Below are 14,782 nucleotides of genomic sequence, written 5' to 3' on the forward strand. Positions count from 1 at the left end.
AAAATCCCTCAACGAGGGTCATGGAATGGGAAAGCCATGGCCGTGCAGCAATCCGGCGACCTCGTGCAGAGGCAGGCCGACGACGTTGCTGTAAGAGCCGCCGATCCAACGGATCAGAGCGGCGGCCCGCCCCTGGATGGCGTAACCGCCCGCCTTGCCCTGCCATTCCCCCGCCGCGATGTAGGCGTCGGTTTCAGACTTGGACAGGCATTTGAACGTCACGTCGGTGCGGACCAGACGTTCGGAGCGGCGATGGCCGCCCTCGGCGGTGGGAACCAGCAGGACGACGCCGCCATAGACGCGGTGTCGCCGACCGGACAGCAGGTCGAGGCACTGGCGCGCCTCGTCCTCCCGTTCCGCTTTGGGCAGAATGCGACGCCCGCAGGCCACGACGGTGTCGGCGGCGAGAATCCACGAATCGGGATGGCGCGCGGCGACGCAGGCGGCTTTTTCACCGGCCAGACGCAAAGCGTGCTGGGGCGGCAATTCGCGGGGCAAGGGTGTTTCGTCGAGATCGGCCGGGTCCACCGCAGCGGGCGACACGCCAATCTGGCGCAACAAATCGAGCCGACGCGGCGAGGCCGAAGCCAAGACGAGTCGGTGCGCCATGGACATGCTCATCACGGGGGACTGCGGCGTCGGCTGTGCGGTTACTTGAACCGGAAGGTGATCCGGCCCTTGGACAGGTCGTACGGCGTCATTTCCACATTGACGCGGTCGCCCGCCAGAACCCGGATCCGGTTCTTGCGCATTTTGCCGGAGGTGTGTGCGAGAACCTCGTGATCGTTGTCGAGCTTAACCCGGAACATCGCGTTCGGAAGCAGTTCGACGACGCTCCCAGAAAACTCGATCAGATCTTCCTTTGCCATATGACCTTTTGTCCGTGCGTAATGTTTCGTGGCAATAACTGACGCCCCCAAGCCGCTGGGTCAAGGGGGATTCCCACAATGGGCGCGTTCCGTCGCAGCTTTGGTCGCGGGTCAGCCCTGCGCCACCGCCGCGTCATCCCCGCCCGATGGGTCGGGAAGGGCGACGTTCTGGAACGGGCTGAGCGGCGATTGGTTGCTCCCGTCCAGCTTTTGCGCCGGTTCCGCCGCTTTTGAGATGGCGGCGAACATCTCGCGCTGGTCGATTTCCATGCGCCGGGTCAGGCGGGCGACGGTTTCCGACGCGTTCAACGCCCGACCCGTGCTGCGGTCGTGAAACAGGTTGTGGTTGGCCTTGGCGGCGGCGGGCAGCAGGTCGGAGGCCACACTGGTCGGGTCCGATTCGGCGGCCCTGATGAGCTTCGCCGCCCCACCGACGCCCATCACATAGGCGATCCGGCTTTCGCTTTCGCTGGCTGGACGGCCCAACCGCTTTTCCAACTGCCCCCGGCCTTCCGACAGATAGCGGGCGGCCATCCCGGCGGACAGATCGACGTCGTGCCGCAGATCAAGGATTTTCTTGCGGGTTTCCGGGTCGGCGACCGAGACGACGCCGTTGCGGACCTGGATTTGGTTGGCCAATTCGCCCTGGCCATAGGCGGCGCCATGGCGGCGGAACAGGTCGAGCCAGGTCCGCTCCAGAAACTGGAACGGCCCGGCGGCGCTGCTGGTGCTGTTCTTGGCGGCGCTGTTCAGCCCGCTTTCCTGGGTGGCCTGGGCCAAAATGGCGGTGAAGCTGTGACCGGACAGACCGGCGACCTGTTGGGAGGCCAACAGCACGCGGTTGGCGGTCGGCGTGCCGGAGGTGGCGAGCGCGGTGGCCGCGTTCGTGCTCTTGCTGGCGAGCGGCAGGGACGGCTTGCGCGTGGGCAGGGGCACCAGCGTGCCGTCGGCCAGCTCCATCGGCGCTTCCGGCTTGCTGGTCGGCATGGGCGGCGGTTTCTGCCCGTTGGCGAGGCGACCGCGTGGCAATGGCTGTGACTGCGCCATCATGTCAAGGAACGACGCGCCGTCGCCATTGGCCGACAGGCCGGATCCTGAAAGACCAGACCCAGAAAGACCAGACGTCGGCGGATCGGGTTTCCGCTCCGGAACGGGAACGAGAGGGGGCTGAGAAACCTTCATGAAGCACCAGTGGCCAACAACGCGCCGCCCACCCGTCGGTGGGCATGGATGACGCAGTATAGCACCGACTCGTTACGTGTGCGCCACCAACTGCGTTGCGGGAGGATCCGTGTGATCGGGCGGGGCGCCCGTCAGCGGATCCGCTTCGGCCAAGGCAACCCAATGGGCGATAGAATCGAGGAGTTTCTTTTTTTCCAGTGGCTTGGCCAGATGGGCGTTCATCCCCGCCTGCGCGCAACGCTCCACCTCCACAGCCAGAACGCCAGCGGACAGCGCCAGAATGGGGACGCGTGCAACCGGGCCGGGCAGGGCGCGGATTTGGCGGGTGGCTTCCAACCCGTCCATCACCGGCATTTGCACGTCCATCAACACGATGTCGTAGTGGTTTTCCTGCACCGCCGCGACCGCCGCCGCGCCGTCTTTCACCGAATCGACCTGATGACCGGCCTTGGTCAGCATGGCGATGGCAAGATCGCGGTTCATCTCCAGATCTTCAGCCAGCAGGACGCGGCGGCTGACCCGCTCCAGGTCGGTTGGCGACGGGGGGGTGTTCGCCAATTGGAGCGCGGCGCTGCCCGCTGGCAGAAGCGGCAGGGCGAACCAAAAGCTGCTGCCCACGCCGGGCTGGCTTTCCATGCCAATCTCGCCGCCCATCAACTCGACCAGACGGCGGCAGATGGCCAGCCCAAGGCCGGTGCCGCCGCGCCCGCGCTCCAACTGGTTGAAGCGTTGGAACAGATCCTGCTGGCGGTCTTCCGGCACGCCGATGCCGGAATCGGTCACGGTGAAGGTGCAGCGCCGTTCGCCCCGACCGTTGTCCACGGCCTTGACCATCAACCGCACGGAACCCCGATCGGTGAATTTCACCGCGTTGCCCAGCAGATTCAGCAGAATCTGGCGCACCCGGTCGGGGTCGCCCATGACGAAGCCGCGCGCGGTCGAGGCGATGCTGGTTTGCAGTTCCAGCCCTTTGTGTTCAGCGGTCAGACGGACGATGGCGACGCAGCGGTCGGCCAGATCATCAAGACGAAAAGGCACGCTGACCAGATCGAGCCGACCGGCCTCCAGCTTTGACAAATCCAGCACGTCGTTGATGACGGTCAGCAGCGACCGCCCGGCGTCGCGCACCTGGGAGGCGTAGCGGCGCTGTTCGGCGGTCAGCGGGGTTTCCAGCAGCATTTCGGCGAATCCGATCACGCCGTTCATCGGCGTGCGGATCTCGTGGCTCATGGTCGCCAGGAACTCTTCCTTGGCGCGGCTGCCCGCCCGCGCCTCCTCCATCGCGCCGCGCAACTCTTGCTCGCGCTGCTTCAGGCGCTGCGACATGTCGTTGAAGGCGTGGGAGACGACGCGGAACTCGTGGGGGGCGCGCTCGGCTTCGATCACGGCGCCGCCGCCGCCCGTGCCGATGCGGGTGGCCGTGTTGCCCAACTCCCACACCCAGCGCAAGACGGACGCCCGCAGCAGCGCCCACAGGGCGGCGACGCTGACGATGGCGGCCAACCCCAGCAGGATCAACCCCTGGAGCAGATCCCGCTTGGCTTCGGTCCGGATCGGTTCGGTGGGGATGCCGACGGCGAAGATGGTGTTGGTTTCGACGGAATGTTGGAAGCCCCACAAACGCCCGCGTCCGTCGGCGCTGGGGGTGTCGAAGGAACCGTGCCGCTCCTTCAGCATGCGTTGGACGTGGGGCAAGTCGCTGACGTTGCGGCCCAGCCAGCTCTCCGGGTCGGGTTGGCGGGCGACGATGACGCCCTTGCGGTCCAGCACCATCACCCGCGCGTCAGGCTGCTTGATGACCTTGACCAGATCGGTCAGCCAGGTGAGATCGACGGCGACGCCCATCATACGCTTGACCTCGCCATTCTCCAAAATCGGGCGGGCGACGATGATGAGAGGCTTCAGCGAACGCTTGCCAATGATGAAATCGCTGATCACCACGTCCTTGGTGTCGAGCGCTCGTTGGAAATACTCGCGCTCGCGCAGGCTGATGCCGGCGCCGGGGCCGGTGGTGTCGCAGATGATGAGGCCGTTGGCGTCGGTCAGCCAGACGCCCGTGGTCCAACGATGCTGGCGCGGCATCGGGGCGAGCGTGGCGACGCAAGCGTCGGTGTCGTCAAAGGTCGCGTCGCGAATGGCCGGAACCATCGACAACACGCCCAGCAGGTTGCGGGCCTCGCCGATCAGGTCGCGCTGGCGTTCCACCCCGTCGTCGGTCAGATGCAGCGCCAATTCGCTGGCGGCGTCGAGCCGATCATCCAACTGTTGATCGAAGACGTACAAGGCCCCGACGAGGGGCAACGCCAGCGAGGCCAGCACCACCCCCATCAGGCGAACGCGCAGGCTGCGCGGGCCGATGGCGCGGAACAGGCGGGTCAACAGGCTGGCGGGCATCGTCAGCGTATCTCCGTCAGGGGAACGGGTGGTCATCGCACGACGCTAGAACGGTGTCGCGGACGCCTCCATGACACAGCTCAATATCATCATACCCGACGCTAGGGAATCGCCGTCAGTGGGGAAAATTGATGAGAAATCAAAGCATCCACAGGTTGATGGACCTCACACGCTGGGGCCGCGCGACAGGGGGAAGCGCTGCTTGACCTTCATCAGCAGGCCGTCGCGCACCTGCCGGTAGGCTTCCAACATGGCCTCGCGCGATCCATCGACCAGGGTGGGGTCGAAGGTGTTCCAGAATTCGACGTCGCACGCCATGGTGCGGGTCATTTCGATGGCGCGGTGCTGGGCCTCGGGCGACAGCGAGACGATCAGGTCGAAATTGGTGTCTTCCAGATCCTCGAAGGTGCGGCAGCGGTGTTTGGACAGGTCGATGCCCATCTCCTCCATCACCGCGACGGCGAAGGGATCAACCTCGTCCCCGTCGCGCACGCCGACCGAATCGACATAGACGCGGGTTCCATGGAAATGGCGCATGATCGCCGCCGCCATCGGCGAACGGATCATGTTGTAGGTGCAGGCGAACAAAACGCTCGTGACCGGAAGGGTCGGGAATGCCGGGGTCACAGCCATGACCATGCGCCGCCCGCCCCCGTCAGCCGCGTATATGAAGAACGCAGATCAGCGTGAACAGCCGACGCGCGGTCTGGAGATCCATCTCGACTTTGCCGGTCAGCCGTTCGCGCAGCATTTCGGACCCCTCATTGTGCAGGCCGCGTCGGCCCATGTCGATGGCCTCGATCTGCGACGGCGTCGAGCGTTTGATCGCCGCGTAATAGCTTTCGCAGATCAGGAAGTAATCCTTCACGATGGACCGGAAGCCGGTCACGGGCAGCGCCAGCTTGTCCAGCTCGCTGTTGTCCTCGCGCCGGATGTCGAAGACCAGCCGGTTGTCTTCGATGGACAGATGCAGGTGATAGGGGCCGGATTCGGCGTGGTCGCAGGGGCAGAACTCGTTTTCTTCCAGCAAATCGAAGATGGCGACGGCGCGTTCGTGCTCCACCTCCGGCTTGCGGCGGACGACGGTCTTTTCATCCAGCGTCACATGGGAAATGCGGCGGTTGGTCCGTGCGCTCACGCGGTCCCTCCCTGGGCTAAGTCGGCGGGCAGGCGCAGGGCGACGGACAGGGCGTGGGCGTCCAACCCCTCCGCCCGCGCCAGGGTGACGGCGGCGGGGCCGATGGCGCGCAGGCTGTCGGCGTCGCAGCCGACGAAGGTCGTCCGCTTCATGAAGTCCAGCACGTTGAGGCCCGACGAGAAGCGCGCGCTGCGCGCCGTCGGCAGAACGTGATTGGGGCCAGCGACGTAGTCGCCGATGGCTTCGGGCGTGTGGCGGCCAAGGAAAATGGCCCCGGCGTTGCGGATCCGGGTGGCCAGCGCGTCGGGATCCTCGACCGCCAGTTCCAGATGCTCCGGCGCGAGACGATCCACCAGGGCGGGGGCGTCGGCCAGCAGGTCGCCCACCAGGATGATGGCCCCATGCTCCCGCCAGCTTTCCCCGGCGATGGCGGCGCGCGGCAGGCTTTCCAGATGCGTGTCCACGGCGGCGGCCACCGCGTCGGCGAACGCCGCGTCGTCGGTGATGAGGATCGATTGGGCCGAGACGTCATGCTCGGCCTGGGAGAGCAGATCCATGGCGATCCAGGCCGGATTGTTCCGGCCATCGGCCACCACCAGGATTTCTGATGGCCCGGCGATGCTGTCAATGCCGACCAGCCCGTACACCTGACGCTTGGCGGCGGCGACGAAGGCGTTGCCGGGGCCGACGATCTTGTCGACCGGGCGAATCGTCGCCGTGCCATGAGCCAGCGCGGCGACGGCCTGCGCCCCGCCGACGCGGTACAGCTCGGTCACGCCGCAGCGCTTGGCGGCGGCGAGCACCAGCGGGTTGATGATCCCGTCGGGCGTCGGCACCACCATGACGACGCGCTCCACCCCGGCCACCTTGGCGGGCAGGGCGTTCATCAAAACCGACGACGGGTAGGAGGCGGTGCCGCCCGGCACATAGAGGCCGACGGCGCCGACGGGCGTCCAGCGCGCGCCCAGCCGCACGCCCTGGGCGTCGCGGTAGTCAACCATTTCGGGCACTTGCCGTCGGTGGAAATCCTCGATCCGCGCGGCGGCGAGGTCGAGCGCGTTGAGCGTGGCCGGGTCGCATTTGGCCGTCGCCGCGTCGATCTCCTCCTCGCTGATGCGCAGGGTGTCGGCGGTCAGCGTCTGGCGGTCCCAGCGGGCGGTGAAGTCGATCAGGGCGGCGTCGCCGCGCGTCTTGACTTCGTCGATCACCCCGGCGACCAGCGTCTGGACGTCTTCGCTTGCCTCGCGCTTGGCGTGGAGCAGCCCCTCGAAGCCGACGGCGAAGTCGGCGTCGCGGATATCAAGCCTGATGGGCATTGACGGCCTCCCGGAAGGTGTCGATCCACTGAGAAACTTCGGGTCGCGTCTTGAAGGCGGCGCGGTTGACGATCAGGCGCGAGGACACGTTGGCGATGTGCTCCACCTGCTCCAGCCCGTTGGCCTTCAGGGTCGAGCCGGTGGAGACCAGATCGACGATCAGGCGGCACAGGCCCAACGTCGGCGCCAGCTCCATCGCGCCGTTCAGCTTGACGCATTCGGCCTGGACGCCGCGTGCGGCGAAATGGCGCTTGGTCACTTCCGGGTATTTGGTGGCGACGCGCACATGGCTCCACCGCGTCGGATCGTCGCTGGCGATCATCTCCGCCGGTTCGGCGACCGCCAGATGGCATTTGCCGATCCCCAGATCGAGCGGGGAGTAAATCTCCGGGTAATCGAACTCCATCAGCACGTCGTTGCCCGCCACGCCCAGATGGGCGGCGCCGAAAGCGACGAAGGTCGCCACGTCGAAGGATCGGACGCGGATGATGCTGAGATTGGGGATGTTGGTCGCGAAATGGAGCAGGCGGCTCTTGTCGTCGTCAAAGGCCGGTTCGGGGATGATTCCGGCGTGCGACAGCAGCGGGCGCAGTTCCTTCAGGATTCGCCCCTTGGGCAAAGCCAGGACCAAGCGGTCTGTGACCGATGCGTCGTTGGCCGGAGTCCTCAGGGCGCTGGTATCGGCGGACAAAACTCTCTCCCTCGGATGAACCGCCGGGGCGCGGGGAGCGCCTCGGGTGAACCGCAGACGCGATAGATAGCACATTCCGCGCGCGCGTCACCTGCTGGTGTGGCGGGGCGGACCACAGGCAAATTAAACGTTTTAAAATTGTGTAAATGATGATTTCACATTTTTCATGCAAAAATCCTGTTGACGTAAACCCAACTCAACGAGTAGATAAAACCCATCGGGCCGCCCAAGGGGGGCGACCCGCGCGGCAATTTGAATTCAGCAGCTTGCGCCGCGTCACCAAACGCTAAAGCGCCACGATGCCGGTCGTGGACCTCTGACCTGGAGAGACCGGATATGACCCTGATGACGACCCACCGACGGCCCAACCCCCGGCTTTGCGCCTGCGCCCGAATGTGTCGCCGCTGACCCCAGCGCCCGTTCGTCGCCCAGCCCTTACGCCATCATCGCCCACGCCGCTGACCCGAAACGCCGGTCGCCGTGGGTTTGGGGAGCCATCGCCATGACCACCGCCAACGCTTACGCCATCGAAGTTCAGGGGCATTCCGCCGGAATCGTCGTCGCCGACCGGGGCGGCTACACCTTTTTCGTCTCGGATTGGGCCTTCCGCGACCTGGATCGCCGGGTCTTCCGCAACGTCGGACAGGCCGAACGCGCCGCCAATCAGCATTACAGCCGTTTGGCCAACAACCGCCGCCGTTGATTGACGTGCGCAAGGACCGCATGGAAGACCCGACGATCAAACGCTTTATTGCGCTGTATCGTTCGCCCGAAGTGCGGCAGTTTGTCGAAACGCGCTTCAACGGCTCCATCATTCCGACATGGTGAAAGGGGCTGGGGGAGGCGTGACCTCCCCCTTTGCCGACCAAAAGATGATAACGCTCACAAACCTTCAGAAGACTTTCCCCTCCCGTGGGGCGGGCGCGCCGGTCACGGCGCTGGCCGACATCGACCTGACCATCGAGCGGGGCGAGATTTTCGGCGTCATCGGGCGCTCCGGGGCTGGAAAATCCACGCTGCTGCGCACGATCAACCTGCTGGAAAGCCCCAGCTCCGGCAGCGTGCGGGTGGACGACGTCGAGATGACGGCGCTGTCCCCGAAGGAGCTGCGCGAGGCGCGTCATTCCATCGGCATGATCTTCCAGCATTTCAACCTGCTGTCCTCGCGCACCGTGTTCGACAATGTGGCGTTGCCGCTGGAGTTGGCCGGGGTGGCCAAGCCGGTGATTCGCCAGACGGTGGAGCCGCTGCTCGATCTGGTCGGTCTGACCGACAAGCGCGACCGCTACCCGTCGGAGCTGTCGGGCGGGCAGAAGCAGCGCGTCGGCATCGCCCGCGCGCTGGCCAGCAAGCCCAAGGTTCTGCTGTCGGACGAGGCGACCTCCGCGCTCGACCCGGAAACCACCACGCAGATCCTGCATCTGCTGGCCGACATCAACCGGCGGCTGGGCCTGACCATCGTCCTCATCACCCACGAGATCGGCGTCATCAAGGAGATCTGCCACAAGGTCGCCGTGATGGAAGCCGGGCGGGTGATCGAACAGGGGCCGGTCTTCGACATTTTCGCCCACCCGACCCACCCGACCACCCGCAGCTTCGTCGATCCGGTCATCAACCGGGGCATTCCCGACGGTCTGCGCGCGCGACTGTCGCCGACGCCGCAGCCGGGGGCCAACCCGGTGCTGCGCATCACCTTCACCGGCGAAAAGGCGACCAGCCCGGTCATCAGCGCCATCAGCCGTCAGTTGAACCTGGATCTGAACATCTGGCACGGCCAGATTGACGAGATCCAGGGCGCGCCCTTCGGCACGCTGGTGGTCGAAGCGCTGGGCGATGACACCGCCGTCGAGGCGGCCATCAGCCTGCTGAACGTCAATCATCTGGGTGTCGAGGTTCTGGGCTATGCTCTCCCCGCAAATCATTGATCTGCTCATCAAGGCGCTGATCGACACGCTGCACATGGTCGCGGTGTCGGGGGCCATCGGCACGCTGATTGGCCTGCCCATCGGCGTCGCGTTGGCCGTCACCGGGCGGGGCGAGCTGTTGCAGAATCTGGTCTTCAACCGGATCGTCGGGGCGGTGGTCAACATGACCCGCTCCACCCCCTTCATCATTCTGGTGGTGGCGATCATTCCCTTCACCCGGTTGATCGCCGGAACCTCCATCGGCACCAGCGCCGCCATCGTGCCGCTGACCGTCGCGGCGGCCCCCTTCATCGCCCGCATCGTTGAAAACGCGATTCGGGAGGTGGATCGCGGCTTGATCGAAGCGGCCCAGGCGATGGGGGCCACCCCGTTCCAGATCGTCACCAAGGTTCTGCTGCCCGAAGCGATGCCCGCCATCGCCATGGGTCTGACCCTGTCGGCGGTCAGCCTGATCGGCTATTCGGCGATGGTCGGCGCGGTCGGCGGCGGCGGTCTGGGCGATCTGGGCATCCGCTACGGCTATCAACGCTTCCTGCCGGAAGTGATGCTGGCGGTGGTCGTGGTGCTGATCGTGCTGGTGCAAATCGTGCAATCGACGGGCGATTGGATCGCCCGCCGCGTCAACAAACGACATCTGAAAGTCTGAGGAGAGTTCGTGATGCTGCGTATCCGTTCGCTGACGGCCCTGCTGGCCGGCGCCGCCACCGTCGCCATCGCCCTTGGCGCGCCTTTGGGCGCGGCGATGGCGGAAAGCCTGAAGATCGGCGTCACCCCCGGCCCGCACGCCCAGATTCTGGAAGTCGTCAAGCCGCTGGCCGCCAAGGAAGGCCTGGACCTTCAGGTGCTGGAATTCTCCGACTATGTGATCCCCAACCAAGCGCTGTCGCAGGGCGATCTGGACGCCAACTCGTTCCAGCATCAGCCCTATCTCGACAATCAGGTTCGGGATCGCGGTTACGAGATCGTCAGCGTCGCCAAGACGGTGGTTTTCCCCATCGGCATCTATTCCAAGAAGCTCAAGAGCCTGGACGATCTGGCCGTCGGCGACAAGGTCGCCATCCCCAACGACCCGACCAACGGCGGCCGCGTTTTGCTGCTGTTGCAGGCCAAGGGCCTCATCAAGCTGAAGGACGGCGGCACGCTGAAGGCCTCGCCCATCGACATCGTCGAGAATCCCAAGAAGCTCCAGATCGTCGAGCTGGACGCCGCGCAACTGCCGCGCTCGCTGGACGACGTGACGGCGGCGGCGATCAACACCAACTACGCCATCGAAGCGGGCATGGATCCCGTCAAGGACGCCATCGCGCGCGAGGCGGCGGAAAGCCCCTACGCCAACATCATCGCCGTCCGCAAGGCCGACAAGGACAAGCCGTGGGTGGCCAAGCTGGTGAAGGTCTATCAGAGCGCCGAGGTGAAGGAGTTCATCCTCACCAAATTCAAGAACGCCGTCGTTCCGGCCTGGTGATCTGAGTCAAGGCATGCCCGACGGCGCCCAGCGCGTCGTCGAGCGTGCCGTTTTTCGGCGGCGTGAACAGCCGCATCGCGGGGTAGAAGGGGCGGCAGCCGGTTCCCAGCGCCGTCCATTCCCCGGCGGGACCGACCCGCCACACGGGCACGCCCAGCGCGCCCGCCATTTCCGCCACCGACGTTCCGGCGGAAATCACCAGATCCAGCGCCGAGGTCAGGGCCGCCGCGCCGTCCAGATCGTTCAGCAGGTCGATGCCCGGGCGCAGAATGCGGATCCCGAAACGGGCTTCGGCGTCGGCCAATTCGGCCTCGCACTCGTCATATTGCAGATTCACAAAGCGCAACCCCGGCAGGGTCAGGATCGGCCCCCAGCGGTCGAGCGTGGTGTAGTTCGCCGCCCGCGTGGCGCTCATGAAACGGCTGCGCCAACACAGGCCGATGACGAGAGCGGGAGATGATGTCTGAGGCGCAGGCCCCCACCCCGGCCCTCCCCCGCTGGGCGGGGGAGGGGGTTGAACCGTTGCGTGCGTGTCGGTGCGCGCGCCATCCCCTCCCCCGCCCAGCGGGGGAGGGTTAGGGTGGGGGAACAACACGCCGCGCCAGCGCGCGACCGCCGCCGGGTCGGCGATCAGCCATCCGGCGCGGGGTGGAAAATCGCTCAAACGAGAACGAATCCGCAGCGGCAGCGACCCCGCCGCCACCTGAAGATCCACGTCCTGCGGCTCCTCCGTCGCCGGGCGGACCAGCGCGGTGGGGAAGGAGCGGGCGAAGAGCGGAACCAACCTTGAGTCGGCCTCGATCACCACCCGTCCGGCCCGCGCGATCAAATCGGCGTAACAGGCGCTGTGCATCAACTCGTCGCCCACCCCCTGCTCGCGCCAAACCAGGATGGTGCGCCCGGACAGATCGCCGCCGTCCCAGGCCGGAATGCGAAATCTGCGGTCGGGCAGGGCTTGGCCGGACGCGAAGCGCGCCTCCAACCCGGCCCAGCCGGTCGCCAGATCGCCGCGCGCCAAGGCCGCGTAGCCCTGATTGAACGCGGCGAGGGTCAGCGACGGATCGGTTTCCACCGCCAGCCGATAGGCGGCGTCGGCCTCGCTTGGGCGTCCGGCGGCGTGCAGGGCGTTGCCCTGGTTGTAGCGCCAATCCGCCCGGCCCGGCGCGAGGGTCAAGGCCCGGTCCCAGCCCTTCAACGCGCCGTCCAAACGCCCCTGGCGCTGGCGCAAATCGGCCAGACCGGCCCAGCCGGTCGGCGATCCGGGGTCGAGCAGCAGAATCCGCCACCAGACCAACCCGGCCTTGCCGTCGTCGCCCGCCTGCTCCAAGGCAAGGGCCAGATTGCCGAGCGTCCGCCCGTCGTCAGGCCGCCGCCATAAGGCCGCGCGCAGCGCCGTCGCCGCCGCGTCCGCCCGCCCCAAGTTGAGCAGGGCGACGCCCTGGTTGCTCAGCGCCTCCGGGTAATCAGCTCGCAGGACCAGCGCCCGGCGGGCGGCGGTCTCGGCGGAGGCGGGCGGTTCCGCCGCCGCGCGTCCGTTCCAGGCTTCGGCCAAGGCGGGATCGAGCGCCAACGCCCGCCGCAACGCCGCGCCGCCGTCCCCCCCCGCCGCGTGGAGCGCCAAGCCCAGATTGGCGTGCAGCCCGGCATGGTCGGGGGCGTGGCGCAGGGCGTCCCGCGTCGCGTGCGCCGCGCCGTCGGCGTCGCCCCGCGTCAAGCGCAGCGCGCCCAGGCTGCCCAACGCCTCCACATCGTCGGGGGCGAGCGCGGCGGCGGTTCGCCAATCCCGCTCGGCCTCGTTCCTGGCGCCCAGCGTTTGGAAGGCCAGCGCTCGGCGTTTGTGGCGCTGCGCCGTGGGTTGGGCGGCGATGGCGCGGGTCAGCAGGGTTTCAGCGATGTCCGGTCGCCCGGCCTGTTGACCGAGCCAGCCATAGCCCTCCAACGCCTCCGCGTTTTCGGAATCCCGTTCCAGGACGCGCTGATAGAGTTTTTCGGCGTCCGGCCATTGGCCGCTGTCGTGATGGCGGCGGGCCTCGGAGAGAAGGTCAGCGAGAAGGTCGGGCAAAAGGGCGGGGCGGGGATCCGGGGGGACCGACAGCCGACGCAACGCGTCGGCGATCCGCGCCAGCACATCCGGCAGGCTTTCGCCGGGCTGCGCGCTCCACAGCCGTTGGCTGGGGAACCAGGGGCGCACGCGGGTCCCCAGTGCCGTCCAGTCGCCCGCCCCGCCAAAGCGCCAGACCGGCACGCCCAGCGCCCCGGCCATCTCGCCGACGGAGCTTGCCACCGTCACCACCAAATCCAGGTTGGCGGTCAGCGCCGCCGCCGTTTCCAGATCGTTTTTCAAATCGGCGTCGGGCCAACGGCGCAAGCGAACGCCGAATCGCGCCTCGGCCTGCGCGATTTCCGCCTCCCGCCCGTCATACTGCAACGAGACGAGGGTGATTCCCGGCAGCGCCAACAGCGGCGCCCAATCGGCCAACGCGGTGTAGGAGCGTTTGCGCTCCCCAATCACCCGCTGGCTGCCCCAGCAGATTCCGACGCGCAATCCCGGCCCCAGCGCCGCCAAGCGTTCGGCCCAAAGCGGGACCCGCGCCGGGTCGGGGCGCAGCCAACCCGCTTGCGGCGGAAAATCGGCCAGCCTGCGCCGCAACAGCGCGGGCAAGCTTCCCATGGCGATGTGGGCGTCGGCGTCCATCGGATAGGCGGTCGGCGCGCGCACGGTGGCGGTGGGCAGGGAGCGGGCGAGCAACGGGACCAGCCGGGCGTCGCATTCGACCACCAGCGCGCCGACCCGCGCCGCCAGATCGGGCAGCAGCCCGCCGAACATCAACTCGTCGCCCAGGCCCTGCTCGCGCCAAACCAGAATCCTCCGTCCCGCCGGATCGCCGCCCTCCCACCGGGGAATCGTGAAATCCCGCCCGCCCTGCACCCGGCGGGAGGCGAAGCGCGCTTCGTACAACTCTTGCCCTTCGGCCAGATCGCCAAGCGCCAAGCGTCGCAGCGCCAGATTCCAGCGGGCGAGCGGAAAGGCCGGATCAATGCGCAAGGCCGCGCGGTAGAGGCGTTCGGCCTCGTCCGGCTGCCCCTGCGCCTCGCGCAGCAGGGCGAGGTTGACCAGAATTTCGGCGTCCTCAGGGGCCAGCCGCAACGCCTCGCGATGGGCGTCGTTGGCCTCATCCAGCCGACCGCCCTCCTTCAGCACGACGCCAAGGTTGGTGTGGGCGAGCGGGTTGGCGGGATCCAGCCGCAAGGCGCGGCGCAGCGCCGCTTCGGCCCCGGCCAAATCGTCGGCGGCGTGCAACGCTGTGCCGAGATTGATCCAGGCCTCCGCATAGGCCCCGTTCAGATCCAGGGCGCGGCGGTAATGGGCGATGGCGTCGTCCAGCCGCCCGCGCTCTTGCAGGGCGCTGCCCAGGCTGTTGTGCGCCTCCGGGTAGGTTTCCCGAAGGGCCAGCGCCCGGCGGTAGGCGGCCTCGGCCTCCTCCAGCCGTCCCAGCGCGTGCAGGGCCAAACCATGGTTGGCGTGGTGCTCGGCAACGTCGCCGCGCAGCGCCGCCGCTTGCCCGATCAGCCGCGCCGCCTCCTCATGATGGCCGCATTGGTGGGCCAGAACGCCCAGCAGATGCAGCGCGTCGGGTTGGTTGGCGTCGGCGGCCAGAATGGCGCGGTAGCCCTGTTCCGCCCCAACCAAATCGCCCGCGCGGTGACGGGCCAGCGCGGACGCCAACAGGGCGGCGGGGGAGGAGGGGGCGGTCATGGTCGCAGGCGGGGTCCGGTCGGTGGCGAGGCCCTGGATAGCACG

Annotated in this window: 14 protein-coding genes; 5 read left to right on the forward strand and 9 right to left on the reverse strand. The window is 67.2% G+C overall.

Annotation, left to right across the window (positions count from 1 at the left end):
* Window positions 1-18: 18 nt before the first annotated feature.
* The 8 genes from D3877_RS20430 to hisG all read right to left on the reverse strand — a co-directional run bounded on the left by D3877_RS20430 (window position 19) and on the right by hisG (window position 7,590).
* A complete protein-coding gene (locus D3877_RS20430) occupies window positions 19-615 on the reverse strand; it encodes a Maf family protein (protein WP_420796909.1) in 597 nt (198 codons plus the stop codon).
* A 35-nt stretch (window positions 616-650) separates the two neighbouring features.
* Entirely contained in the window at window positions 651-869 is a 219-nt protein-coding gene (gene infA / locus D3877_RS20435; protein WP_119832649.1) for a translation initiation factor IF-1, read from the reverse strand.
* Between the two features lie 111 nt (window positions 870-980).
* Window positions 981-1,856 (reverse strand): lysozyme family protein, encoded by an 876-nt coding sequence (locus D3877_RS20440; protein ID WP_238474998.1) that lies wholly within the window; start codon window positions 1,854-1,856, stop codon window positions 981-983.
* A gap of 267 nt (window positions 1,857-2,123) precedes the next feature.
* The gene (locus tag D3877_RS20445; RefSeq protein WP_119832651.1) at window positions 2,124-4,445 is read right to left on the reverse strand and encodes a hybrid sensor histidine kinase/response regulator; all 2,322 of its coding nucleotides are present in this window, start codon (window positions 4,443-4,445) and stop codon (window positions 2,124-2,126) included.
* Between the two features lie 165 nt (window positions 4,446-4,610).
* Window positions 4,611-5,078, reverse strand: coding sequence for an arsenate-mycothiol transferase ArsC (locus tag D3877_RS20450; RefSeq protein WP_199720871.1), 468 nt, complete (start codon window positions 5,076-5,078; stop codon window positions 4,611-4,613).
* A gap of 22 nt (window positions 5,079-5,100) precedes the next feature.
* Window positions 5,101-5,583, reverse strand: coding sequence for a UPF0262 family protein (locus D3877_RS20455; RefSeq protein ID WP_119832653.1), 483 nt, complete (start codon window positions 5,581-5,583; stop codon window positions 5,101-5,103).
* Window positions 5,580-6,899 (reverse strand): histidinol dehydrogenase, encoded by a 1,320-nt coding sequence (gene hisD, locus D3877_RS20460; protein ID WP_119832654.1) that lies wholly within the window; start codon window positions 6,897-6,899, stop codon window positions 5,580-5,582. The genes D3877_RS20455 and hisD overlap by 4 nt, the downstream gene beginning before the upstream one ends.
* Complete coding sequence (hisG, locus tag D3877_RS20465) at window positions 6,883-7,590, reverse strand: ATP phosphoribosyltransferase (protein WP_238474999.1); 708 nt, start codon at window positions 7,588-7,590, stop codon at window positions 6,883-6,885. The genes hisD and hisG overlap by 17 nt, the downstream gene beginning before the upstream one ends.
* A 502-nt stretch (window positions 7,591-8,092) precedes the next feature.
* On the opposite strand from hisG, the gene D3877_RS20470 reads away from it, so the two are divergent.
* The 5 genes from D3877_RS20470 to D3877_RS20490 are packed head-to-tail and all read left to right on the forward strand — an operon-like array spanning window position 8,093 to window position 10,980.
* Entirely contained in the window at window positions 8,093-8,293 is a 201-nt protein-coding gene (locus tag D3877_RS20470; protein ID WP_119832656.1) for a hypothetical protein, read from the forward strand.
* A 20-nt stretch (window positions 8,294-8,313) separates the two neighbouring features.
* Window positions 8,314-8,418 carry a MetQ/NlpA family ABC transporter substrate-binding protein gene (locus tag D3877_RS20475; RefSeq protein ID WP_238475000.1) on the forward strand — a complete coding sequence of 35 codons (105 nt, stop codon included), beginning with the start codon at window positions 8,314-8,316 and terminating at the stop codon, window positions 8,416-8,418.
* Window positions 8,419-8,462: 44 nt separating this feature from the next.
* Window positions 8,463-9,515: a methionine ABC transporter ATP-binding protein gene (locus tag D3877_RS20480; RefSeq protein WP_119833115.1), complete on the forward strand. Its 1,053-nt coding sequence runs from the start codon at window positions 8,463-8,465 to the stop codon at window positions 9,513-9,515.
* Window positions 9,493-10,161, forward strand: a complete 669-nt coding sequence (locus D3877_RS20485) for a methionine ABC transporter permease (RefSeq protein WP_119832657.1) — start codon at window positions 9,493-9,495, stop codon at window positions 10,159-10,161. Before D3877_RS20480 ends, D3877_RS20485 begins: the two co-directional genes overlap by 23 nt.
* Before the next feature lie 12 nt (window positions 10,162-10,173).
* Entirely contained in the window at window positions 10,174-10,980 is an 807-nt protein-coding gene (locus tag D3877_RS20490; RefSeq protein ID WP_119832658.1) for a MetQ/NlpA family ABC transporter substrate-binding protein, read from the forward strand.
* On the opposite strand, the gene D3877_RS20495 is transcribed toward D3877_RS20490, so the two are convergent.
* A complete protein-coding gene (locus D3877_RS20495) occupies window positions 10,952-14,737 on the reverse strand; it encodes a tetratricopeptide repeat protein (protein WP_119832659.1) in 3,786 nt (1,261 codons plus the stop codon). The two genes, D3877_RS20490 and D3877_RS20495, sit on opposite strands and share 29 nt — an antisense overlap.
* Window positions 14,738-14,782: the final 45 nt, after the last annotated feature.

It is taken from the genome of Azospirillum cavernae (genome assembly GCF_003590795.1).
Classification (GTDB): Bacteria; Pseudomonadota; Alphaproteobacteria; order Azospirillales; family Azospirillaceae; genus Azospirillum; species Azospirillum cavernae.

Bases quoted from the DNA above. Each gene is read 5' to 3' on its own strand.
- D3877_RS20430 (WP_420796909.1), bottom strand. From the start codon at position 615: ATGTCCATGGCGCACCGACTCGTCTTGGCTTCGGCCTCGCCGCGTCGG.
- infA (WP_119832649.1), bottom strand. From the start codon at position 869: ATGGCAAAGGAAGATCTGATCGAGTTTTCTGGGAGCGTCGTCGAACTG.
- D3877_RS20440 (WP_238474998.1), bottom strand. From the start codon at position 1,856: ATGCCGACCAGCAAGCCGGAAGCGCCGATGGAGCTGGCCGACGGCACG.
- D3877_RS20445 (WP_119832651.1), bottom strand. From the start codon at position 4,445: ATGCCCGCCAGCCTGTTGACCCGCCTGTTCCGCGCCATCGGCCCGCGC.
- D3877_RS20450 (WP_199720871.1), bottom strand. From the start codon at position 5,078: ATGGCTGTGACCCCGGCATTCCCGACCCTTCCGGTCACGAGCGTTTTG.
- hisD (WP_119832654.1), bottom strand. From the start codon at position 6,899: ATGCCCATCAGGCTTGATATCCGCGACGCCGACTTCGCCGTCGGCTTC.
- D3877_RS20470 (WP_119832656.1), top strand. From the start codon at position 8,093: ATGACCACCGCCAACGCTTACGCCATCGAAGTTCAGGGGCATTCCGCC.
- D3877_RS20475 (WP_238475000.1), top strand. From the start codon at position 8,314: ATGGAAGACCCGACGATCAAACGCTTTATTGCGCTGTATCGTTCGCCC.
- D3877_RS20480 (WP_119833115.1), top strand. From the start codon at position 8,463: ATGATAACGCTCACAAACCTTCAGAAGACTTTCCCCTCCCGTGGGGCG.
- D3877_RS20485 (WP_119832657.1), top strand. From the start codon at position 9,493: ATGCTCTCCCCGCAAATCATTGATCTGCTCATCAAGGCGCTGATCGAC.
- D3877_RS20490 (WP_119832658.1), top strand. From the start codon at position 10,174: ATGCTGCGTATCCGTTCGCTGACGGCCCTGCTGGCCGGCGCCGCCACC.
- D3877_RS20495 (WP_119832659.1), bottom strand. From the start codon at position 14,737: ATGACCGCCCCCTCCTCCCCCGCCGCCCTGTTGGCGTCCGCGCTGGCC.